Here is a 21,453-nt window from a genome sequence, read left to right on the forward strand (position 1 = left end):
CACCTATATCGGGAGCAAGCCCCCTCCCACATTTTTGGACCGGGTTGGGTCAGCTGTCTGCAGCTTGTGCATGATCGGTTTCAAGGCCGGGTAGAGCTTCAGGTATTCGCTGAATGCCTGATCGTAGATCGCAACATTCTCCCGCTTGGGCTGCGCCCGCAGCGCCAACTGCACCCAGCCCTTGTCCATCTCCCCATCACTCACCAGCCCTACCGTGTGCGCCGCCAACAACGCGGCACCGAGCGCCGCTTCGACTTCTTGGACAATGGTGTACACCGGGTAGCGCGTTACATCCGCGATGATCTGCATCCACACATCCGAATGGCTCGCACCGCCCACCACAATCAAGCGCGGGTCGAGGGAATGCGCGCCCTGGGTGCCGGCCTCGATGTTGTGGCGCAGGGCAAAGCTCACCCCTTCGAGCACGGCGCGGTACAGGTGCAGGCGTGTGTGGTACAGGTTCAACCCGACAAAACTGCCGCTGGCGCGGTCATCCCAGACCGGGCTGCGCTCGCCCATCAGGTACGGCAAGAACAACAGCCCCTCGCTGCCCGCCGGGATATCCATCGCGCTGCGTTCCAGCAGCACCAGGCTGTCCTGGCCGGTGGCTTTGGCCTGCTGCTCCTCGGCCTGGCAGAACTGTTCGCGAAACCAGCTCACCGACGCCCCGGCGGTGATCGCGCCGCCGAAAATGTACAGGTCGCGATGGCCGTTGTAGACGTGGGGCATGCTCACCAACCCATGCCGCGCATCCACCTGCTGGTTGAGGTAGCCCCAGCACATGCTGGTGCCGATCATCGCCACATGGTTGCCCGGCTGCGTGACGCCCGCGGCCAGGGTCGCCATGGCCGCATCCACACCGCCGGCGAGTATCGGCGTACCCGCCTGCAAGCCTAGGCGATCGGCCCAGCCTTCCAGCAAACCGCCCACCACTTCACCGGAATACACCAACCGCTCCGGCATCATCGAAGGCGGGATGCCCAGTGCCTCGAGCATCTCGCCGGACCAGTTGCGCGCGGCCACATCGTAGACACCGCCGATATTGCCGGCGCTGCTATGGTCCACCGCCAGCGCGCCGGTCAGGCACCAGTTGATATAGCTGTTGGGCGGCAGCAGGTAGCGCGTGTTCGCCCACACCTCAGGCCGGTGCTGCTTGAGCCAGAGCATCTTGGTGAAGCCGTAGTAACTGTCCACCGAGTTACCGGTGACGGCGAACAGTCGGTCCAGGTCCACGTGCTCGCGCACCCACTGCACCTGCTCGCCGGCCCGCCGGTCCATCCAGATCAGGCACGGATGCAACGGTGTGATCTGCGCATCCACCGCAATCCCCGAGCCGCCATACAGGCTGCTGATGCACAGCGCCTTGACCTGCGCCTTCTCCACCGAGGCCTTGCCCATGCACTGCGCCACACAGGCCTCGACCGCTTCCAGCCAGACCTGCGGCCATTGCTCGGCCCAGCGCACTTTCGGCGTATCCACGCGATACCCTTGGCTGTGCTGGGCGATGATCGTGCCGTGGGCATCCACCAGCAGCGCCTTGGTGCTCTGGGTTCCTATGTCGACCCCCATCACGTAGTTCATGGTCAGAGCACCGGCTTCAACAAGACCTTGATCGACTTCGTGGAGTTGGCCAGCTCGAAGGCTTCGGCAAAGTCATCCAGCGGGAAGTCATGGGTCACGATGCCTTGGGACGTGACCAGGCCGCGCTCGAATAGGTCGATGGCAATCGGGTAGCAATACGGGCCGAGGTGGGCACCGCGCACGTCCAGCTCCTTGCGATCGCCGATGATCGACCAGTCCACGCTGGTCTCGGCGCCGAACACGCTGAACTCGACGAAACGCCCGAGCTTGCGGATCAGGTCCAGGCCCTGGGTAACGCCGGCCGGTACGCCGGTGGTCTCGATGTACACGTCGCAGCCGTAGTTATCAGTAAGGCCGTTGATGATCGCGCGGGCGTTGTCGCGGGACGGGTTGATCACCACATCGGCGCCGAACTTCTTCGCCAATTCCAGGCGCTCGTCGACCATGTCGATCACCACCAGTTTCTTCGGCGTCTTCAGCGCCGCCACTTGCACCATGCACAGGCCCAGGGTGCCGGCGCCGGCAATCACCACCACGTCATCGAGCTGGATATCGCCACGGTTGACCGTGTGGATCGAGCAGGCCATCGGCTCGACCAGCGCCGAGTCTTCCAAGGACACCGACTCGGGAATCCTGTGCACGATGGCGGTCTTGGGAATGCGCATGTACTGCGCCATACCGCCCTCGGCCACTTCGCGCTGGAACCCGAAGATGTTGTGCACTTCGCACATCCAATACTTGCCCGACTTGCAGAAACGGCATTTGGCGCAGGGCACGATCTGCTCGGCGATCACCTTGTCACCCACCGCCACTTCGAAGTGTTCCTTAGCGCCCTCGCCCGCCTCCACCACATAGCCAAAAAACTCGTGGCCCGGCACCACCGGCGCCTTGACCCAGGGATTGTCGCCGCCCCAGAACATCGCAGCGCCAGAGTGGCACTTGCAGTCGCTGGCGCAGATGCCGCACGCGGCGATGCGGATCACCAGTTCATGGGCGCGGGCCCGGGGCCGGCCGATGCGCTCCAGGCGATAGTCTTTCGGGCCGTGGCAGACGACGGCTTGCATGTGAGTGTGCTTGTCCATGGTGTTCGGTCCTGTGTGGAGAGGTGTTTATCGATGGCGCTGACGGCTGATAAAGATCGCCAGCAAAATGATCCCGCCCTTGATCACGCTCTGGACGTATGGCGATACGCCGAGCATGTTCAAGCCGTTGTTCAATACGCCCAGGAGCATGGCGCCCAGCAGTGTGCCGACGATCACGCCGCGCCCGCCGGCAATCGACGCACCGCCCAGTACCACGGCGGCAATCGCGTCCAGCTCGAACGACACGCCGGCATTCGGCTGGCCGCTCATCAAGCGTGAAGTCAGCACCAGCCCGGCAATCGCGGCGGTGAGGCCGCTGATGCCGTACACCAGCAGCTTGAAGCGCGCCGCACGCACGCCGGACAGGCGCACCGCCTCTTCATTGCCGCCGATGGCGTAGATGTAGCGACCGATGCGGGTGTGCTGCAGCAGCACATAGGCGGCCAGATAGGTGAGCAACATGATCAGGATCGGCACCTGCATGCCGAAAACGCTGGAGCGGCCGAAGAAGGCGAACCACTCCGGCAGCCCCGAAATCGGATAGCCGTCGGTGTACATCAGCCCCAGGCCACGGGCGATGCCCATGGTCGCCAGGGTCACGATGATCGGCGGCATATGCAGGTAGGCCACGAACAGGCCATTGCCGATGCCGAAGGCCACGCCCACCAGCATTCCGGCGCCGATGGCCAGGCCTGGCGGTACGCCGGCGACCATCAAGCCGGCCGTGAGCGTGCCGGACAATGCCATCACCGGCCCCACCGACAAGTCGATGCCACCGGTGAGGATCACGCAGGTCATGCCCACCGCGATAATCGCGTTGATCGACACCTGGCGGGCAATGTTCGACAGGTTGCTGGCGGTGAGAAAGGTGTCACTGGCGAGAATCATCACCAGGGTCACCACCACCAGGCCCACGAAGGGATAGAACGCCGGCGAGCGCAGCAACCGCGCCAGGTTCAGGCGCAACCGGCTGCCGGCTGCGGTGTTAATGGACGTATTCACTTGAGCCCCCTGTTGCATGGCGCATGACCTCTTGAGGATTGACGGCGGACGCTTCCAGGACCTTGACGATCGCGCCCTTGTGGAACACCGCGACGCGGTCGCACATGCCGATGACTTCCGGCAGTTCGGAGGAAATCATGATGATTGCGTAGCCCTGTTCGGTGAGGCTGCGCATCAGCGCGTAGATCTGTGCCTTGGCGCCGACGTCGATGCCACGGGTGGGTTCGTCGAACACCAGCACGTCGCAGTGGTGGTTGATCCAGCGGGCGATCACGACTTTTTGCTGGTTGCCGCCGCTGAGGTTCAATACCCGGCTTTCCGCACTGGGCGCCTTGATCGACAGCTGGCGCATCAGCGCTTCGACGCTGGCGCATTCCCTGGCCTTGTCGATCAGCCCGCTGGCGTTCTGGTATTTGGGCAGGTTGTTCAAGGAGATGTTTTCGCGAATGCTGAAGTCGGTGATCAGCCCTTCGCTCTTGCGGCTTTCGGGCAACAGGCCGATGCCATGGGCGAGTGCCTGGGCCGGGTCGTCGAGGCTGACCTTTTCACCGCGCAGCCACACCTCTTTGCTCACCGAGGGCAGCGCGCCCATCATGCCCAGGGCCAGCTCGGTACGGCCGGAACCGACCAATCCGGCAAAGCCAAGGATTTCGCCCTGGTGCAAGTCGAAGTGGTTATGCGGGCCGTCACGTACCAATTGGATGTCCTTGACCTCCAGCAGCAACGGCCCGCGCTCAGTGGTGGGCTTGGGCGGGAAGCTGCATTCCAGGCGGCGACCGACCATCATCTCGACCAAGCGGTCGATATCACTGTCGGCCACATCGGTGACGCCCACATTGCCGCCGTCGCGCAGCACGCTGATGCGGTCGCACACCTGGAAAATTTCTTCCAGATGGTGCGAGATAAAGATCACCGCAACGCCCTGACGCTTGAGCTCGCGCATGATCTGAAACAGCAGCTCGGCTTCGCTGGGGGTCAGGGTGGCGGTGGGTTCATCGAGCACCAGCAGGCGCGCATCCAGGGCCAGGGCCTTGGCGATTTCGACGAACTGCTGCTCGGCCACGCTCAGGTACTTGACCGCACAATCGAGGTTGATCGACACGCCCAGGCGCTTGAACAGCGCCTCGCTGGCCTCGCGCATGTCGCGTTTGCGCAACAGCCCGAAGCGGTTGCTCAGCTCATGGCCGAGAAAGATATTTTCCACCGCCGTAAGGTAGGGAATCAGGCTGAACTCCTGGAACACGATGCCGATGCCGGCCGCGATCGCATCCCGGTAGGTCGCGAATTGCCGGGCCTGGCCGTCGATCAGGATCTGCCCTTCGTCCTGATGCTCGACGCCGCCGAGGATTTTCATCAGGGTCGATTTGCCCGCGCCATTCTCCCCCAGCAACGCGTGTATTTCGCCGCGCTCCACTTGCAGGTTGATGGACTTGAGGGCCTGTACCCCCGGGTAACGCTTACAGATATTTTCCAGCTTCAGAAGACTGCTCATACCGCCGACCTCACACTCAGAAGGACAACCCGAGCCCCACGGCAAGCGTGGGGCGCAGGCGATTTACCAGCTGAAGTCCTTGGCCTTGGCCTGGTCGATCAAGGTGATGTCCACCGGCAGCGTGGCGGGCACTTGCGAGCCCCAGTGCTTGGCCAGGGCGATGCCAAGAGCCAGGCGGACCTGGTCGCGGGGGTATTGAGCGGAGGTGGCGATGAACTTGCTGCCGGGTTTCTGGATCGCCTTGATCGCTTCCGGCGCACCGTCGACACTGACCAGCTTCACGTCCAGGCCGCTGGCTTCGATGGCCGACAGCGCACCCAGGGAGCCGTTGTCGTTCACGCTGAAAATGCCCTTGAGGGTGGGCTGGGCCTGCAACATGTTTTCGGTGACGGTCAGCGCCTGGTCACGTTCCTGCTTGCCGTTCTGGATGCTGACAATCTTGATGTCCGGGTGCTTGGCCACCGCCTCCTTGCAGCCGCGCACGCGCTCCAGGATCGGCACCACGGCGATGCCGTCGAGGATCGCGATGTTGCCTTTGTCGCCGATGTTTTTGGCCAGGTATTCGCAGGCCTGGAAACCGGCGTCGTAGTTTTTCGAGCCGACGAAGGAATCCAGCGGGCCATCGGCCTGGGCGTCCACCGCCACCACGACCACCCCGGCGGCATGGGCGGACTTGACCGCCGATTGCACACCGACCGAATCGGTCGGGTTGATCAGCAGAATGTCGATGCCTTTTTGCAGCATGTCTTCAACGTCGCTGACTTGCTTGGACACGTCATGGCGGGCGTCGGTGATGATCAGTTTCGCACCGATGCTCGCGCCAGCTTCTTCCAGGGCGTTTTTCATGGTGACGAAATAGGGGTTGTTGATTTCCTGGAACGAGGCGCCGATGCGGATCGGTTTGGCGGCGTCGGCAAACACCGGAGAAGCACTGCCCAGGGTGATGCTGGCAGCCAATAAACACAGGGTTTTCGGAAGCATTTTCATGGCGTGGGTCTCTGTTTTGTTTTTATTTTTAGAGCAAATGTTATCGTTAACATTTTGTCAGAAGCTAGCAAGTAAATTGGACCTGCGCAAGCCTCCACTGGTCGGTCGCGGTCAAAAATGTGGGAGGGGGCAAGCCCCCTCCCACATTTGTAGCGTGCTGCCTGCGAATCATGAGTGCGCCGCAAAAAAAAGGAGCAGCCTCTGCAGGCTGCCCCTTCTGTTTCACATCACGCCGTCAAGGGATGATGGTCTGGGTGCAGATATGCCCCAGGCTGACGTATTGCTTGTTGTCACCGCCGACGCCCACGCCGGGGAACTCGGCCAGATCGATGCGCCAGCCACCCTCGTTGTAGGTGGTTCTCCACCTGTACGGCACACCGGTGCTGCTGTCGTGATCACCGTGGTGTAATCACCGAAGCAGGTGCCGATATTGGCCGTGGCCGCAGACGCACCGGCGCTGTTGGTAGTCGCCTGGTAGTCGACCCAGTGGAAGTTCAAGTCAACGAAGTGATTGTCCACACGCAACACCGGGGTGACGCCCAGCAGCGGCGCGCCGGTGGAGTCAGACCACTGGGTGGACCAGTTCAACTGCCGTGCGGTCTGGGTGGCCAGCGGAGCCTCGCTGACCGGCACCCGTACGACGTTGTCACCCTTCACATCAAACGTCTTCAGGATCGGCGTGGACCCCAGGCTCAACTGGTAGTACTTGCTCGGGTCCTGAGCCACTGCGGGGTTGGCCCGTACACGCACCTTCACCGTGGTGCCCGGCGCGACGCTCGGGTAAGTCGAGGTGGAACCCGCCGGCACGGTGAGCCAATTGGCACCATCGAAGCGGTCGAAGATCCACTGGTCACGGCTGCCGTTCTCGTCGCCCGCCAGGTACAGACTCACGCTTTGACCACGCACCGCCTTGAAGTCGAAGTAATCGACATCATCGGCGCTGTCGAGGTTACCGCTGACCTTGTTCATCGAGTCCGGCAATACGAACGCTGTTTGCGCGCTGTCGTTGGGCTCGAACGCATCGATGTTGCTGTCTACCGCCACGCCAAAACTGAACTGCGCGTTGTCGGCGACCTTGGCCACCATGTACCAGTAATAGTCGCCGGCCGGCAGTACACCGTTGAGGTATTCGTCAGCATTGCCTGCGGCATCGGAAGACCCCACCACACTCAGGTTGCCCTGGCCGTCATCCTGAAACAGGGTCAGCGACATATCCGCCCCTGCGCTCTGGTTGACCAGTTGCACCTGCACCCGCGCACTTTGCGGCAGGTTGAAATGGTAGGCGAACTCGTTGCCGGTCTGCACCGCATCGATGGTGTAGAGCGTGTTGATATCCAGGGTAGGAAACAGCGGTTCAAACGCCGCAGCGGCCGCGCTTTTCGAAGCGCCCTGCGCCGGTTTTTTCAGCTCGCTGACCACGCTGTCGAACGGCGCGGACTTGATGGCTTGGGTCACGGCCTTGGATTGACCGCTCTTGGCCGCCAGGAGTTTGTGCTTGAGCGCGGACGAAACCTTCGCCGCGTCCAGCTTGCCACCGGATTTGAGCGCTTTTTCCGCGGCCTGTTTTGCCGCTGCGGCACTGAGTGTGCGAGGCGCTTGATCAGCGAGGGAGAAGGCCGAAACGAAGCAGGAGGCCATCATGGCCGCACCTAGCATAAGGGCTTTTTTCGATTTCATTTTTTTATCCATCCATAGTTAAAAAATTGAAGCTCAGGTAACCGGTGACATCCGGTCACCTGGGATGGAATGTAGGACGATACTGTTTATATGTACAGTATTTTCTGAAAATTTTTCTGATCTAATCCAAAGGCGTCCATGAAAAGCCCCTAATACCCCGTCATCTCCAAATACCCCACCCCACCGTCAAACTTCACCGGCCCTTCCCAGTAGGGAATTCCCAGGTTCATCCAAGCCTTTGGATTGACGGCTTCGGTGGTGATGTCCAAGTGTTTGCCGGGGATTTTCAGCGACCAGCGTGTGGGAATACTGCGCCCTTCGATCTGGGTGTTGGCCAGCGGCGCGAGTTGGATATCGGCGTTGTGCAAGGTCTCGGTATGGCCTTGCGCATCGATCCAGGTGCCGGTGAGGTAGCCGCCACCGTCCTTCTGCCGCACGCGAAACAGCATCAGGTGTTCGCCTCGGTCCAGGTGCAGGGAGAACCAATCCCAGCCGGTCTGGCTCGCGGCCAGTGGCTGGCTGCTCCACTCACGGTCCAGCCAGGCGGGGCCGCTGACCTGGTAGGTCTGGCCGTCGATGCTGAGGCTGCCGCTGGCGGTGAAAAACGGCTGGCTGTAGTAGTAGGACGCCTGGCCCTGGTCGGATTTGCGGCTGTAGCCGTTATCGCCCTGCAGCACCAGCGGGCGGCTGGAGGTCAATTGCAGGTCGTAGGCGAACTGCGCGCCGCTGGCCTTGAGTTGCATGTCGGCCAACGGGCTGGCGGCGCCAGGGCGGGTGGCGAAGTTCCAGTTGTCGATCCACGCGTCAAAGGGCTGCGCCTGCGCCCCGGCCTGGCCGACGCCGCCACGGGCGAAGCGCTCGGCGGCGTAGTGCCGGGTGGCGGAGGTGACAGCAGCATGCCCGAGCCAAATGGTCGAGTCGCGCCAGCCCGGTTGCGCCGGCCCTGCGTTCACGGCATTGCGGAACAAGGTCCATTGCACGCCGAAGGCATTGCCTTGGGCGTCCTTGAGGTTGGCGGTGACGTACCACCATTCGATGCGAAAGCCCGGATGCGGGCCGTGGTCTTCAGGGAAGTTGAAGACTTTGCCGGGCACCACCTGTACAAAGTCCGCCGCATCACTGCCCAGGCCGGCGAAACCTTCTTCGGGGGCCGGTGCCTGGTCGCACGCGCCCAGCAGCAGCAAAACCGCCCACCCCAACGCTTTAATCTTCATGGGCAAACGTCCTCAACAAGTCCGCCGGGCGGCTTCGATACAGTTGCCACAATGGCCAGGCCGAGGCGAGCAACGTGGCAAGCATCGCCAGCCCCATCAACTGCGCCAGTTGCCACGGGAACACCTGCAACGGCAGGCGCCAGCCAAAGGCTTGCACGTTGATCACCGCATCCAGGCACCACGCCAGCAGCAGACCCAATGGCAACGCCAGCACCAGGGTGAGTACCGCCAGCAGCCAGGTCTGGCCCAGGTTGAGCAGCATCAGCTGACGGCGCGTCACTCCCAGCGCCCACAGCGGTGCCAATTGACCCAGGCGGCTCTGGCTCTGGGTCAACAGGCTGATGAACAGCGCCACCCCCGCCACGCCCAGGGTCAGGCTGTTCAGCGCGCCGGTGGCGGCGAAGGTGCGTTCAAATACCTGGCTGGACCAACCCTTGAGCTGTTGTTGGTCGACGATGCGGCTGTCTTCCAGGGCAAATTCACCCTGCACTTGGGCGATCAGCGGTGGCACATCCTGGGGCGCCACGCGCAGGTTGAAGCGCACCGGCGACAGCGTCGGCCAATGCGTCAACAGGTGTTTGACGTTGACCAGCAAATGGCCCTTGGGGTTACCGTAATCGGCGTAGATCCCGACGATCTTGGGTGCCCACAAGCCCTGGGGCGTGGGGACTTGAACCGTGTCGCCCAGGCGCACGTTCAGGCGCCGCGCCAATTGCTCGCTGAGCATCACGCTGTCGTCCTGCAGCAGGCGATCCCAGGGCGCGCTCGCCGCCTCCAGCAACGGCCAGTGCTGGCGATAGGTGGGGTCGTCGACCACGCCGAACACCTCCGCCGGCCAGCCTTGCAACTGCACCGCGACCTGCCAGCTGGGCAGCACTGCCTTCACCCGCGGTTGGTGCGCCAGCCAGGCCTGCAGTTGCTCGGCCTGGGCCGGATTTTGCGGGTTGAGGTACAGCTCGGCGGTAAGGCGCTGCTCCAGCCAGTGATTGAACGTGCTGCGAAAACCCGAGGTCATGGAGCCCGCGCCGATGTTCGCCGCCAGGGCCAGCAGCAGCGCCATCAGTGCCAGGCTCAGGGCCGGCAGTTGCTGGCGACAGTCGGCGAGAAACCACTGGCCCAGCACCGAACGGCTGCGCCCCAGCACGCCCTTTAGCAGCGCATTGAGCAGTACCGGCAAACCGAGAGCGGCGCCCAGCAGCAACGCCGCCATCAGCACAAACCCGGCCGCCAGACTATTGCCCCAGCCCAGCGCCACCAAGGCGATGAGCAGGGCCGCAGCCGCTACCCAACCCTGGCGCCGCAACCAACGGCCGTGGGCCTCGTGCCAGGCCTGGGCGTTGGCCAATGCCAGCAACGGCAGGCGGGCCGCACGCCACAGGCTGCTGGCCCCGGCGAGCAACGCACCGAGCAGGCTCAAGCCCAGGCCTGCAAGCCACCACCACGGGCTCAAGCTCAGTTGGCCGGCGACTTCGGCGCCGTAAAGCCCGCGCAAGCTGGCAGCGACGTCGGGCAGCAACAGCCCGGCGAGCAGGTAACCGCTGGCCACACCGAGCACGCCGCCGAGCAACGCCAAAAAGCCCAGCTCCACCCCCAGGCTGAGGATCAGCATGCGTGCGCTGACCCCGCAGGCGCGCAAGGTGCGCAACAGGCCCCGGCGTTGCTCCAGTGCCAGGCCGATGGCCGCGTGCACGATAAACAGCCCTACCACGAAGGACAAAAAGCCCAGCGCGTCGAGGTTCAGGTGAAAGCTTTCGGTGAGGCGCGACAGGTTGTTGTCGTCGCCCTGCTTGAGTTGCAGCCCGGCAGGTGGCGTGGGATGGCGGGCGGCGAAGCGGTTGTCCAGCAGCAGGCGCGACAGTCGTCCCTGCAGGTTGAGCAGGGGTTGGGCAAAGCCGATATCGGTGAGCAGCAGGCCGGGGGCCATGTCCGGCTGAACCTGCAACGGCGGCAGGCGTTGCCCGTCAGCGGTCAGCGGTTGTTCGCCGGCGTGCAAGCCAAGCGCCTGCAAGGTTTGCGCGGCAATCCAGGTGCGCCCCGGCGCCTCGAAGAACGCCAGCATCTGGGCCTGGCTCAAGCGTTGTCCCGCCACGCTGCCGCTGCCGGGTAACGACACCGGTTCAATGCCCATCAACTGCAGGCGCTGTTGTTCATGCCCCTTGAGCACTATGCGGCCCTGCACCACCGGCGACACCGGCCACCCGGCGCGACGCAGTTCGGCGAACCACGCCTGGGGGAATCCGGCACCGTCCGGCGCACTCAAGCTGGCTTGAGGTTCGCCGCCGATCAACTGGCTGGCACGCGCGTAGCCGTCGCGCGCCTGGCTGTTCAGCGCCTGCACGCCAATCAGCAGCGCGGTGGCCAACCAGAGGCCGGTCAGCACGCTGAAAAACTGCACCGGGTGGCGCCGCCAATGGCTCAACAGCGCCCGCAGCGCCCAATAGAACACCGCCATCTCAGCGCGGCTCCATCGGCACGACACGGCCGTGGTGCAGCACCACTTGCTGATCCAGGCGCGCGGCGAGACGTGGGCTGTGAGTGACCATCAACAGGCTGGTGGGGCTGTCGCGCAGCAGGTCGAGCAGCAGCTGCAGCACCTCGTCGCTGGTGGTTTCGTCGAGGTTGCCGGTGGGCTCATCGGCCAACAGCAAACCGGGGCGGGACGCCAGTGCGCGCCCCACCGCCACTCGCTGCTGCTGGCCGCCGGACAACTGCTCCGGGTAACGCTTGAGCAAGTCGCCCAGCCCCAGGCGCTCCACCAGCTGTGCCTGCCACTGCGGATCGAAACGCCCGGCCAGGCGCGCCTGGAACGCCAGGTTGTCCTCGACCCGCAAGCTGCCGATCAGGTTGAACTGCTGGAACACCAAGCCAATTTCGGTGCGTCGCCAGTGGGCCAGTTGCCCTTCGTTGAGGCGATCGAGGCGCTGGCCGCCGATCAGAATGCTGCCGCCGTCCACGCGGTCCAGCCCGGCCACCAGGTGCAGCAACGTGCTTTTGCCACTGCCCGACTCGCCCATCAGCGCCAGGCTGCTGCGCGCCCCCAGGTGCAGGTCGACGCCTGCCAGAACGGCCAGCGGACCTTGGGGGGTCGCGTAGTTTTTAACAACACCTTCTACCTGCAACATACGAACGCTCGGGTTAAGGACTGCAAACGAGAATAACGGCTGCGCGGCGCTCCTACGCAATTTTTTCACATTGATTTCACCGCTTGCCCACCCCAGACACTTTAAATTCTGCGCCGAGGCACCATTAACCGGACACTTTTAAGTTGGCCCACGCGATGTTTCTTAATATTCATATGTTCAGCTAAAAGACAGCAGCCGTATGACAGGCTTCTGCGCTATTAAGGGCAGTTGCCGCAATTAGTTGCGTGCGTCTTTTAACAACAAAACAATCACTCGTGCCGATGGTGAACAGCGTGGCAGACATTACCCTGACCAAACCCCAGCGGGCCAGGTTAAAGCGCCTTAGAAAATACCGCGTGCCGGTGGCAACCATCATCGTATTCGCATTGCTGGTGACCGCTTTTTTATTCTGGCCACGGTCACCTGAAGACTTGGGCATCGGCAATCGCCTGGTCACCTCTGGCGTGCTGGCCAGCTGGCGCAACGGCGACCTGGTGGTGCTGGTGCGTCATGAGGAGCGGTGCGATCGCTCGGACAATCCCTGCTTTGGTCCGGCCGACGGCCTGACGATCAATGGCACTCAACGCGCGGCAGATCTGGGGTTAGCCTTTGAAACACTGGGCATGGAACGCACTGACGTGCTCAGCAGCCCCACCACGCGCACCGCACAGACGTCGCTGTTCATGTTCGGCAAGACCGAGCTTTCCCCTGGTCCGCTCGCCATCTGCGGAGATGCCATGGATGAGGAAATCCTCAGCCATAAACACGCCGATCGCAACCTGATGCTGATCACCCACAGCGCTTGCATGAACGACTTGCAGGAGGCACTCGGCTACCCCCATGCCCAGGCCGCCGAGTACGGCAGCGCACTCTTCGTGCAGGTATTGCCCAACGGCACATTCAAAGCCATGGGCACTATGAAAAGCGAGGACTGGGCGGCCGCACTGAAGCAACTTTAAATACACTTTTTTACATATTGGTGAATAGTGCGTTCAGCAAGATGACAGCCTGCGTCTGGCATTTTAAGTGCGCCTGTTAGTTCAGGACGCCCTAACTCCACCCCAGAATTAGTGATGCCCTTAATGCTTGACGCCGTTAACTATTCAAACTTCGCATCCGCGACTCAAGGTCTTGGAGCGATAGTGTCATGAACCTATTGAAGCCCGTGCCCGTGCTATTGCTTGGCCTGATCGTTTTCCTTGTGCTGCCGTTGGGCTTGCACGGGTTGTGGACGCCAGATGAAACCCGCTACGCCCAGGTCAGCCAGCAAATGCTGATGAGCGGCAACTGGGTGGCGCCGCACTTCATGGGAGTGCGTTATTTTGAAAAACCGGCCGCCGGTTATTGGCTGATTGCCCTGGGCCAGGCCGTGTTTGGCCAGAACCTGTTCGGCGTGCGCATCGCCTCCGTCCTGACCACGGCGCTGAGTGTGCTATTGGCATACTTGATTGCACGGCGCCTATGGAGCGAGCCGCGTAAAAGCTTCGCCTGCGCGTTGCTCTACGCAAGCTTTGGCTTGGTGGCCGGGCAAGCGGGGTATTCCAACCTCGATCCGCAATTCACGTTCTGGGTCAACCTGAGCCTGGTCGCCCTCTGGTTTGCGCTCGACAGCGCCACGCCCCGCGCACGTCTGGGTGCCTGGGCGCTGTTGGGGCTGGCGTGCGGCATGGGCTTTTTGACCAAGGGCTTTCTGGCGTGGCTGCTGCCGGTGCTGATCGCCGTGCCCTATCTGATCTGGCAGCGGCGTGTCGGCGAGTTGCTGCGTTACGGCCCATTGGCGATCCTGGTCGCGGTGCTGGTCTGCTTGCCATGGGCGCTGGCGATCCATCTGCAGGAGCCCGATTACTGGCGCTTCTTCTTCTGGCATGAACACATCCGCCGCTTCGCCTCGGACAATGCGCAGCATGCGCGGCCGTTCTGGTTTTTCCTGCCGATCATGGTGGTGGCGTGCCTGCCCTGGGCGGCCCTGCTGCCCAACACCCTGTTCAAGGCCTGGAAAGACCGACGCCAGCCCGCTATCGCCTTTCTCGGCCTGTGGCTGTTGCTGCCCCTGGGCTTTTTCAGCCTGAGCAGCGGCAAACTGCCGACCTACATCATGCCGTGCCTGTTACCGCTGGCGCTGCTGATGGGCCATGCCTTGATTGACCTGCTCAACCGGCACAAGCCCCGTGCAATCTTCATCAACGGCGCGCTGAACTTCGTCCTCGGCATGGCGGCCATGGTGACGCTGATTTACCTGCAGATCGCCAACCCGGTCTACAGCAACAGCCACGCCGAGATGTTCAGCCTGTCCCTGACCTTTATCGTGCTGCTCGGCTGGATCCTGACCAACCTGCTGCAAGCGATGCGTCCGCTGACGCTATGGGCGATGCCAGCGCTGGGGATCGGCCTGCTGGTGGCGCTGCTGCCGGCGGGCATGCCGCAGATCATCGCGGCGAACGAAATGCCCGACCAGTTCGTGCTTGAGCATCTGGATGAACTGCAACACACGCATGCTTTGCTGAGCAACGACCTGGGCGCGGCGTCGGCCCTGTCATGGCGCCTGCGCCGGCCGCAGGTAGCGTTCTACAACACCGCGGGCGAGCTGCGCTACGGCCTGGATTACCCGGATACGCAGCAGCGCAGGGTCACGCTGGACAGCGTGCAGCCCTGGTTGGCCGAGGCTCGCCAACACGGTTCAGTCGGCGTGCTGCTGCGCGTCATGAGCACCAGCGAACATCTTGAGGAAGGCCAATTGCCCCCGGGTGGCAAGCGCTACCGCAAGGGCAGCCTGGTACTGATGATTTACCCCCAACAACCTTGATCGCCTTTACAGGAACAGCCCATGCGCTTCTGGAAAACCGAACGCGGCGCCCTCGCCTTATTGCTCGGTGTCTCGGCCTTGCTCCTGCTGCTGGGCCTGGGCAGTCGCGAGCTGTGGGGGCCGGAAACCCGCTGGGCGAACATTGCCCTGCAGATGCTGCAAAGCGGTGACTACTTCGATCCTTACCTCAAAGGCACACCGTATTACGACAAACCCCTGCCGTCCTACTGGCTGATCACCGGCTTCGCCAACCTGATGGGCGGCCTTGGCCCGTGGTCACTGCGCCTGTCGTCGGTAATCGCGGCCTGGCTGAGCATTTGGCTGGTGTACCTGATCGGCGAACAGCTGTTTCGCAAAGGCACCGGGCTGATCGCCGGGTGGATGCTCGCCACCACCTTCTACTTCCTGTTCTGGGCCCGCGTGGCCACGGCCGACGTGCTGACGGTGTGCGGCGTGCTGGCGGCGGTCTGGTGGTACTGGCGCGGGCCGGACGACACCCGGTTGGGGCGCTACAGCGTATTCTTCCTGCTGCTGGCGGCAACGTCGCTGTTCAAGGGCTTGATCGGCTTTGTGCTGCCGGGGCTGGCACTGCTGCCGCACCTGCTCAGCCATCAGCGCTACAAACGCCACCTCAACCTGCGGCTGGTATTGGCGCTGGTTATCGCCGGCGCGTTCTACGCCATCCCCTTCGTACTGTCGCACCTCTACGGCGCGCCTACCTACGGCGAGAGCGGCCTGGAACTGGTGTTTCGCGAGAACGTGGTGCGCTTCTTCGACCCCTTCGACCATATGGGCCCGATCTACACCTACCTGATCTACCTGCCGGTCTACACCCTGCCCTGGGCACCGTGCTGGATGCTCGGCGCATGGCTTGCGGTGCGCCACTGGCACCGCGCGCCGCCCAACGTGCGCTGGCTGGTGTGGAGCCTGGGCCTGTTGTTCGTATTCTTCACCGCCAGCGGCAGCCGACGCAGTTACTACGTATTGCCCCTGGTGCCCTTCGCCCAATTACTCGCCGCCTGGTGGCTGAGCGAACACCTGCGCAAACAACCGGCCAGTTGGCCGCGCTGGCAAAAAAGCTTCGGCATCACCGCAGGCCTGCTGGCCGTGGTGCTGGGCGTGATCTATCCCTGGACCACGCGCAACGGCGGCGTGACCCGCTTCGCCGAGGACGTCCAAGCCCAGGCACTGAAAAGCGCGCCCTGGAACCATTGGCAGCTGATCCTGGTGGAGGTCGACAACAAGCTGCCGATGTACCTGCAGAACGGCGGCAAACCGTTCTACTACGTGAGCGAAACCCAAGACTACCCGCGCCAGGGCGACAGCGCCGCGTTCATGGCCTGGCTGGAAAAAACCAGCGGCCAGGGGTTTGATCCAAAGCACACGATTATCGTCGCGCAGTACTCCAAGGAAGATCCCGAGCCGTTGGCGTTTCTGGGGGTTGATCATCAGGTGGTCACGACGCAACCGGATAATGGGGAACGGTTGTTTCAGAAGCGCTCGGGGGGGAGCGTGGCGTTTATTCCTGCTGGGCGTTGAGACGTGAGGAATGAAAACCTTATTTTTTCTCCACCTAGCCAAGGCTCTTTTCAGTCGTTCGTCATACTGGCCGCATGAATAAACGCCTCGTCCAGACTGCTGGCTTCATACGTGCGCATAAAGCCCGCCGCATCGGTGAAGCGATTAAAGCGCCGTTGGCTAAGCATGTAAAAGTCATCGCAGTGAGTGACAACCTCATCAACGTTATGCGACGACACAAGCACTGCGACACCTTCCGCCGCCGCCCCTTCAAGACACCGCCAGATGTGATACCGAAACTCAGGATCGACCCCGGCAGTCGGCTCATCAAGAATCACCAAATCAGCACCGACGCAGAGTAAGGACAGTGTAAAAAACCAGCGCTTTTCCCCATAACTGCACAGGGATGATTTCTTCTTCCATATCTCGCAATAACGGTCGGCGATCCCAGGGCTCCACTTTTCAACCTTCTCCAAGGCATGCCGCTGCGTCACAGGCGCATCTGCGCAAAAAAGCATCATCATCTTGAACACATCGAACATACGGAATACAGGTGGGGTTGCAATGACTTGAGAGAGATACAGCAGTTTGGAAAAGGAATGATGCATTTCGCCGCCATCCATCTTTTTCAAGCCGCAAATCACGTCAAAAAGCGTTGTTTTTCCGGAACCGTTAGGCCCTAGCAGGCCCGAAATTGCACCGGCCTCGACTTTCAATGAGGCATTTTTGAACAGCACATGCTGTGCGTAGCTGATATCCAATGAGTTCACGACCATCTGTTTCATCAGTAGCGACTCCAAACCGGGTTAATCAGTAAGTACCGGAACGTTATAAAGCCCGTGCACACGACTAAAAAAACGACCATCGCTACCACAGGCAATGCCTTACCCACACCAACCGCCATAATTCGATTGGCCCAAGACATCGGATTAAAAAAGCTGATCCACTCGATGACAGGTGCCACTGAATTCATGCTGGCGATACCCAGTGCCAACATTGAAAATGACAGTATGGAAAACAAAGTGCTCGCATTTTGAAAACTAACCGGAATCAGCGTGAGCAAAAGCGAAGGTATCGAAAAAAGCAGAAAGCAAACGTAAAAGCGCACAACTATAACAACCAATTCGGAAAAACCCATTTCGCCAAAATAGCCACGCGTCAATCCGTAAAAAACGGTGCAATAGAGCACTGACATAAAGGAATACGCGAGAAACTGTCCTACCAGAAACGTCAATTTTGTTTTTCGTGTATAAACAAACGATCGTAAAAACCCGCTTTCCCTGCGACCCACTATGTAAAAAGCCAAACCAAACAGCGCTACGCTTGACGAGACGAAGGCGTAAAACCACGAGGTGACAGATAAATAATCTGTCGGTAACTCCTCAGGCGCCCTAGCGTACATAATTAAATAAAACGTGGCGACAGGCGACACGACTATCCAAAAAAGTGCTATAGGCTCCTTGAGTTGTTCCTTAATGAAAAGCGCCGCTAGATGAAAAGGCTTTAAAAAAGGGTAAACAAGCATATATCACCTCAAGGAAAGGGGACCATTTTTTTCAGTTGAGAGCGTAAGATCGAAGATTCGAAGCCCTCAGAGTATTTATTATTTAAATTTATATTCCTCGAAGTATTCATATGTAAAAAAAGATCTGGCGACACATATTTACTAAACACGCAGCTCACACCATTAACAGCGGAACAGTTCGAGTAAAAATACCCTGAAACCCCCAGTTTATTTAATATAGATAATAATCCGGACAAAGAGAATTCTTCCTTACACTTTTCCGAAGACACCTCAACGAAAAATAAACCCTCAGTGACTTCCCTATAAGCCTCATAGATATTACAGCTCAAAAAATATCGAAGATACGCATCCTCAACTTTATTTTCCTTGGACTCAATTGCCTTAAACAAGTCCATAAATCGGTAAGTTTGCCACAATTCGAGTATGGACTTTTCTAATGCATCGCAAATGTCAGCGGCATAAGACATGCCTGCGCAGTACCTCACGTGATGATCCGAATTTTTCTGGCCATACACGACCAGAAAACAAGTACCCGGAAATCGGAAATCGGATATATCGAGTACGGAAACCTGACCGACCGCAACAAGCGCACAATACAAATGCCGAACCCTTCGCCCCGCTAAAAGCTCCGTAATTGTCGCGTGGGTGACCCGCGACCGACATTGTTTAGTTAACCAAAATCTTACTAGAAACTGCCTCTCAAGATACTCTTTTACAGACCCTAAAAAAGCCGCATTCGGTTGCCAATAGAAACTGCAACCGCACGTATCTCTTAGCGGATATAAAAAATTATCTTTCTCTAACCCTGAGTATGAAAGCGAAACGCATATTGCAGGAATAAAGCACTCCGAAAAATCCGAAGCCCTCATCACTTTGATTAATGAGAAACGATGATATTTAATCGCTTTAGCGGACATAGGCGTCGACGCCGTCTGAGCGAGCGCATGGGTGAAGCTGTTAACCTCAGGCGCTGTTAATGATTCCGCTAGTAGACCACGCTTCCTTGACACAATTTCTCTGTAAAAATGACGACGCTCAAAATATTCACCTACTGCGGTTTTGACTGACTGAGAACCTGCTCCAACACCAGAGCCATTGACTGATTGTGCGTCTGAGACTTCTACAGAGTTTGGCAAAGAAAGCAAAGCCGCCGGCTGAAATAAAAGTGTTCCAGGCAGGTCGGGCCTCTGCATTGCATTAAACATTTTCATGCTGCTCCCCTTTCCCTATTAAATGAACGCACATAGGCAGGAACAGTGCAGGGTTAAGCCCCAGCCCCTTACAAAGCATGGTATCTGTGTAGGCTGACCAAGGCCTGCAGGCTAATCCCAGCTGCTTGGCTTGTACTTCCACAAGCATGTAGATCGAACCAACCTCCATAAGCGCCATTCGATATCCACGGTACCTGTATTTGAATAGATTCTTTGGAAGATAAACCACATAAACGATCGCCAAACTCGGACTACCGATCGCCTCGGAAGTCAACACAGCAGATTTAATGTTTTCAATCGTCGATTTGTCTTGCATAACTTCAAACTTTCTGGAGTTTGGAAGCAGATGCAAAACGTGCCCCGCCGCGGGCCACTCACCAATATCGTCAGTCAGTTTACAAATAAATAACTCGACGGGGTAAAGCGCCCCCCCACTCGGATATCCCCGCTTATGCGTTTCGGCAGTTCTAGAAACGAGCGGAGAAACTAACTTCTCAACCTCTTCAAACTTTAACAAGGCCGGTGAAAATTTTTCACATGACTCATTCCGGTACAACCACTTTTCACGGTCTCGCTCAGATATCTTCATATCTATCGTCAAACCCATATCAGGATAAAGTGCTAACTCATTTCCTGACAATTGCGCCAACTGACTTTCGCTTAACGAATGAAGGCCAGTACATTGTCGAAACGCCTTATGAAAAGTGAAGTTTCCCTTGCAATGAAAATCGATTACCGCAGCATAAACTGCCGCGTCTACAAACCTTAAGTAATAATCGTGAGGTATGTTCTTCATTCCGACCTCCCCAAGCAGTCACACATATACCAATGCGAACTTGACTCTTGGAAGACTTTGCCATCGCTTAACCGCACATAAGCGACAGATAGCACCTCATCATGATACTTACGCAACGCGCCGTTCTCAGTAAAATATTTTATATTCCTGACAACACTGCCTACAATAATTAATTCTTGAAATAGGCTTAGTGAGTCAAAAGGCGTACAGACATGCCTGGCTCTACAAAAATCCAGCACCCTGGCCCAGCTATTTTTTTCGGGCGTCATGGAGTCATTATTAAGCAGCCTGTCAACCGTACAAAAATGGCAAGGGTTCCCAACCTCTGCGATATAAGGCTGCCCTATACAAAAAAAACCGCCCATTGGCCAGCAAACACTGATAGCGCTATGGGGTGAAGCGCTCGCCAAATCAAAATGAAGTTTTTTAAGATTTTCGTAGTCGTAACTGTGACATAACAAAACAATGAAACACCTAAATCCAACGACTGCCTTTATTATGTCATCTGAAAACGCCTTAAACTCTATAATACCTGACAGCTCTTGCCTGAATAGCGTTTCATAACGCTCATGATTCTCCCACGAATGAACGACTATGATCTTTTCGAAATAAAGATCCTCAACTTCTTTAAACGGTATAATTTTTTCCAGAAAGCCAAATGCGCTATCGGGATTTAAGCCGTTTTCGGAGAGCACGGCTTGTAATTCTTCCTTTGTTATCAAGCTGGTTGATTGAATCGCTCTCAAGGCCTTTAATAACGACTGAGAATGCACCTTGGAAACACCAATTTCAGACATTACCAGACTTTCTTTTTCGAAATTCAAAATTTGGTAATTAGGTACAGTTATGTTCATCGAGAGCCCCCCAGGGGCTTTCTACCGTCGATTAGAAAACCCCGTCGAGTGGATAAGTTTTATTATTCTTCCGCCAATGGCTGTTCCATGAACGAGTTATGACATCCACCAGAGCCGCCGCTCCCTCCACTACACCCTCCACCGCCACCACAACCTCCGCTGCCACCGCAGCCACCCTGACTTCCTGATGCGCCTGCGTTGCCAGCATATGGATTAAATCCATACTCACTATCAAAGTCAAAAATCACTTCCCCAAACTCTTCATCTTTCATTTTGGTTCTCCTTACATACCCGAGATCACTCTTTCGCAAGTGACACTGACAATTTAGCCAAGCTACGTAAACGTGCAATATTTTAATATTTTTGATGTAGGAAATTTACCACCTTAGATTAGGACGCTTCTCTCAATTTATTCGGAACACTGGTAATTGCTTAAAAAGCAAATCTCGGATCAGGCAGCATCAAACCTGCGATGTTTATTTTCAAATTAACAGCTTACGGAATGCCCCTATCAATATGTCGACATACGCGTGTTGTGTAGGACGGACCGCGTCATTTCACAAATCAAGAAAATTATCCGACAAGCGGT

At 58.6% G+C, this 21,453-nt stretch carries 17 protein-coding genes and 1 pseudogene; 3 read left to right on the top strand and 15 right to left on the bottom strand.

Annotated elements, in window-relative coordinates; genetic code table 11:
• Positions 1-3: 3 nt before the first annotated feature.
• The 9 genes and pseudogenes from QF045_RS19220 to QF045_RS19260 form a co-directional block, all read right to left on the bottom strand.
• Positions 4-1,581 carry an FGGY-family carbohydrate kinase gene (locus QF045_RS19220; protein ID WP_306493613.1) on the bottom strand — a complete coding sequence of 526 codons (1,578 nt, stop codon included), beginning with the start codon at positions 1,579-1,581 and terminating at the stop codon, positions 4-6.
• Between the two features lie 2 nt (positions 1,582-1,583).
• Entirely contained in the window at positions 1,584-2,663 is a 1,080-nt protein-coding gene (locus QF045_RS19225; RefSeq protein ID WP_306493614.1) for an alcohol dehydrogenase catalytic domain-containing protein, read from the bottom strand.
• 27 nt (positions 2,664-2,690) lie between these two features.
• Positions 2,691-3,683: an ABC transporter permease gene (locus QF045_RS19230; protein ID WP_306493615.1), complete on the bottom strand. Its 993-nt coding sequence runs from the start codon at positions 3,681-3,683 to the stop codon at positions 2,691-2,693.
• A complete protein-coding gene (locus tag QF045_RS19235) occupies positions 3,649-5,157 on the bottom strand; it encodes a sugar ABC transporter ATP-binding protein (protein WP_306493616.1) in 1,509 nt (502 codons plus the stop codon). The genes QF045_RS19230 and QF045_RS19235 overlap by 35 nt, the downstream gene beginning before the upstream one ends.
• Before the next feature lie 63 nt (positions 5,158-5,220).
• The gene (locus tag QF045_RS19240; RefSeq protein WP_306493617.1) at positions 5,221-6,144 is read right to left on the bottom strand and encodes a substrate-binding domain-containing protein; all 924 of its coding nucleotides are present in this window, start codon (positions 6,142-6,144) and stop codon (positions 5,221-5,223) included.
• Between the two features lie 235 nt (positions 6,145-6,379).
• Positions 6,380-7,821 (bottom strand): annotated as a pseudogene (locus QF045_RS19245) (hypothetical protein).
• Positions 7,822-7,970: 149 nt separating this feature from the next.
• Positions 7,971-9,035 (bottom strand): lipocalin-like domain-containing protein, encoded by a 1,065-nt coding sequence (locus QF045_RS19250; RefSeq protein WP_306493618.1) that lies wholly within the window; start codon positions 9,033-9,035, stop codon positions 7,971-7,973.
• On the bottom strand, positions 9,025-11,487 hold the full coding sequence (locus tag QF045_RS19255) for an FtsX-like permease family protein (RefSeq protein ID WP_306493619.1): 2,463 nt from the start codon (positions 11,485-11,487) through the stop codon (positions 9,025-9,027). The genes QF045_RS19250 and QF045_RS19255 overlap by 11 nt, the downstream gene beginning before the upstream one ends.
• Before the next feature lies 1 nt (position 11,488).
• Complete coding sequence (locus QF045_RS19260) at positions 11,489-12,157, bottom strand: ABC transporter ATP-binding protein (protein WP_306493620.1); 669 nt, start codon at positions 12,155-12,157, stop codon at positions 11,489-11,491.
• A gap of 281 nt (positions 12,158-12,438) precedes the next feature.
• Here QF045_RS19260 and QF045_RS19265 point away from each other — a divergent pair, with 281 nt between their 5' ends.
• The 3 genes from QF045_RS19265 (at position 12,439) to QF045_RS19275 (ending at position 16,499) form a co-directional block, all read left to right on the top strand.
• Positions 12,439-13,116 carry a histidine phosphatase family protein gene (locus QF045_RS19265; protein ID WP_306494926.1) on the top strand — a complete coding sequence of 226 codons (678 nt, stop codon included), beginning with the start codon at positions 12,439-12,441 and terminating at the stop codon, positions 13,114-13,116.
• Between the two features lie 188 nt (positions 13,117-13,304).
• Positions 13,305-14,960, top strand: a complete 1,656-nt coding sequence (arnT, locus tag QF045_RS19270; RefSeq protein ID WP_306493621.1) for a lipid IV(A) 4-amino-4-deoxy-L-arabinosyltransferase — start codon at positions 13,305-13,307, stop codon at positions 14,958-14,960.
• 21 nt (positions 14,961-14,981) lie between these two features.
• Positions 14,982-16,499 carry a glycosyltransferase family 39 protein gene (locus tag QF045_RS19275; protein ID WP_306493622.1) on the top strand — a complete coding sequence of 506 codons (1,518 nt, stop codon included), beginning with the start codon at positions 14,982-14,984 and terminating at the stop codon, positions 16,497-16,499.
• A 50-nt stretch (positions 16,500-16,549) separates the two neighbouring features.
• Here QF045_RS19275 and QF045_RS19280 read toward each other — a convergent pair whose 3' ends face one another.
• The 6 genes from QF045_RS19280 to QF045_RS19305 form a co-directional block, all read right to left on the bottom strand.
• Positions 16,550-17,263, bottom strand: a complete 714-nt coding sequence (locus QF045_RS19280) for an ATP-binding cassette domain-containing protein (protein ID WP_306493623.1) — start codon at positions 17,261-17,263, stop codon at positions 16,550-16,552.
• Positions 17,263-18,003, bottom strand: a complete 741-nt coding sequence (locus tag QF045_RS19285) for an ABC transporter permease (RefSeq protein ID WP_306493624.1) — start codon at positions 18,001-18,003, stop codon at positions 17,263-17,265. Before QF045_RS19285 ends, QF045_RS19280 begins: the two co-directional genes overlap by 1 nt.
• Positions 18,004-18,011: 8 nt before the next feature.
• Positions 18,012-19,214 carry a YcaO-like family protein gene (locus QF045_RS19290; protein ID WP_306493625.1) on the bottom strand — a complete coding sequence of 401 codons (1,203 nt, stop codon included), beginning with the start codon at positions 19,212-19,214 and terminating at the stop codon, positions 18,012-18,014.
• Entirely contained in the window at positions 19,201-20,010 is an 810-nt protein-coding gene (locus tag QF045_RS19295) for a SagB/ThcOx family dehydrogenase (RefSeq protein WP_306493626.1), read from the bottom strand. The genes QF045_RS19290 and QF045_RS19295 overlap by 14 nt, the downstream gene beginning before the upstream one ends.
• Positions 20,007-20,864: an McbB family protein gene (locus QF045_RS19300; RefSeq protein WP_306493627.1), complete on the bottom strand. Its 858-nt coding sequence runs from the start codon at positions 20,862-20,864 to the stop codon at positions 20,007-20,009. Before QF045_RS19300 ends, QF045_RS19295 begins: the two co-directional genes overlap by 4 nt.
• Positions 20,865-20,926: 62 nt before the next feature.
• A complete protein-coding gene (locus QF045_RS19305) occupies positions 20,927-21,136 on the bottom strand; it encodes a hypothetical protein (RefSeq protein WP_306493628.1) in 210 nt (69 codons plus the stop codon).
• Between the last annotated feature and the right edge of the window lie 317 nt (positions 21,137-21,453).

Origin of the sequence: Pseudomonas sp. W4I3, assembly GCF_030816195.1 — a bacterium.
Lineage (GTDB): Bacteria > Pseudomonadota > Gammaproteobacteria > Pseudomonadales > Pseudomonadaceae > Aquipseudomonas.

Coding starts and splice junctions, on each gene's coding strand:
- QF045_RS19220 (WP_306493613.1), bottom strand. CDS start 1,581: ATGAACTACGTGATGGGGGTCGACATAGGAACCCAGAGCACCAAGGCG.
- QF045_RS19225 (WP_306493614.1), bottom strand. CDS start 2,663: ATGGACAAGCACACTCACATGCAAGCCGTCGTCTGCCACGGCCCGAAA.
- QF045_RS19230 (WP_306493615.1), bottom strand. CDS start 3,683: ATGCAACAGGGGGCTCAAGTGAATACGTCCATTAACACCGCAGCCGGC.
- QF045_RS19235 (WP_306493616.1), bottom strand. CDS start 5,157: ATGAGCAGTCTTCTGAAGCTGGAAAATATCTGTAAGCGTTACCCGGGG.
- QF045_RS19240 (WP_306493617.1), bottom strand. CDS start 6,144: ATGAAAATGCTTCCGAAAACCCTGTGTTTATTGGCTGCCAGCATCACC.
- QF045_RS19250 (WP_306493618.1), bottom strand. CDS start 9,035: ATGAAGATTAAAGCGTTGGGGTGGGCGGTTTTGCTGCTGCTGGGCGCG.
- QF045_RS19255 (WP_306493619.1), bottom strand. CDS start 11,487: ATGGCGGTGTTCTATTGGGCGCTGCGGGCGCTGTTGAGCCATTGGCGG.
- QF045_RS19260 (WP_306493620.1), bottom strand. CDS start 12,157: ATGTTGCAGGTAGAAGGTGTTGTTAAAAACTACGCGACCCCCCAAGGT.
- QF045_RS19265 (WP_306494926.1), top strand. CDS start 12,439: ATGGTGAACAGCGTGGCAGACATTACCCTGACCAAACCCCAGCGGGCC.
- arnT (WP_306493621.1), top strand. CDS start 13,305: ATGAACCTATTGAAGCCCGTGCCCGTGCTATTGCTTGGCCTGATCGTT.
- QF045_RS19275 (WP_306493622.1), top strand. CDS start 14,982: ATGCGCTTCTGGAAAACCGAACGCGGCGCCCTCGCCTTATTGCTCGGT.
- QF045_RS19280 (WP_306493623.1), bottom strand. CDS start 17,263: ATGAAACAGATGGTCGTGAACTCATTGGATATCAGCTACGCACAGCAT.
- QF045_RS19285 (WP_306493624.1), bottom strand. CDS start 18,003: ATGCTTGTTTACCCTTTTTTAAAGCCTTTTCATCTAGCGGCGCTTTTC.
- QF045_RS19290 (WP_306493625.1), bottom strand. CDS start 19,214: ATGAAAATGTTTAATGCAATGCAGAGGCCCGACCTGCCTGGAACACTT.
- QF045_RS19295 (WP_306493626.1), bottom strand. CDS start 20,010: ATGAAGAACATACCTCACGATTATTACTTAAGGTTTGTAGACGCGGCA.
- QF045_RS19300 (WP_306493627.1), bottom strand. CDS start 20,864: ATGAACATAACTGTACCTAATTACCAAATTTTGAATTTCGAAAAAGAA.
- QF045_RS19305 (WP_306493628.1), bottom strand. CDS start 21,136: ATGAAAGATGAAGAGTTTGGGGAAGTGATTTTTGACTTTGATAGTGAG.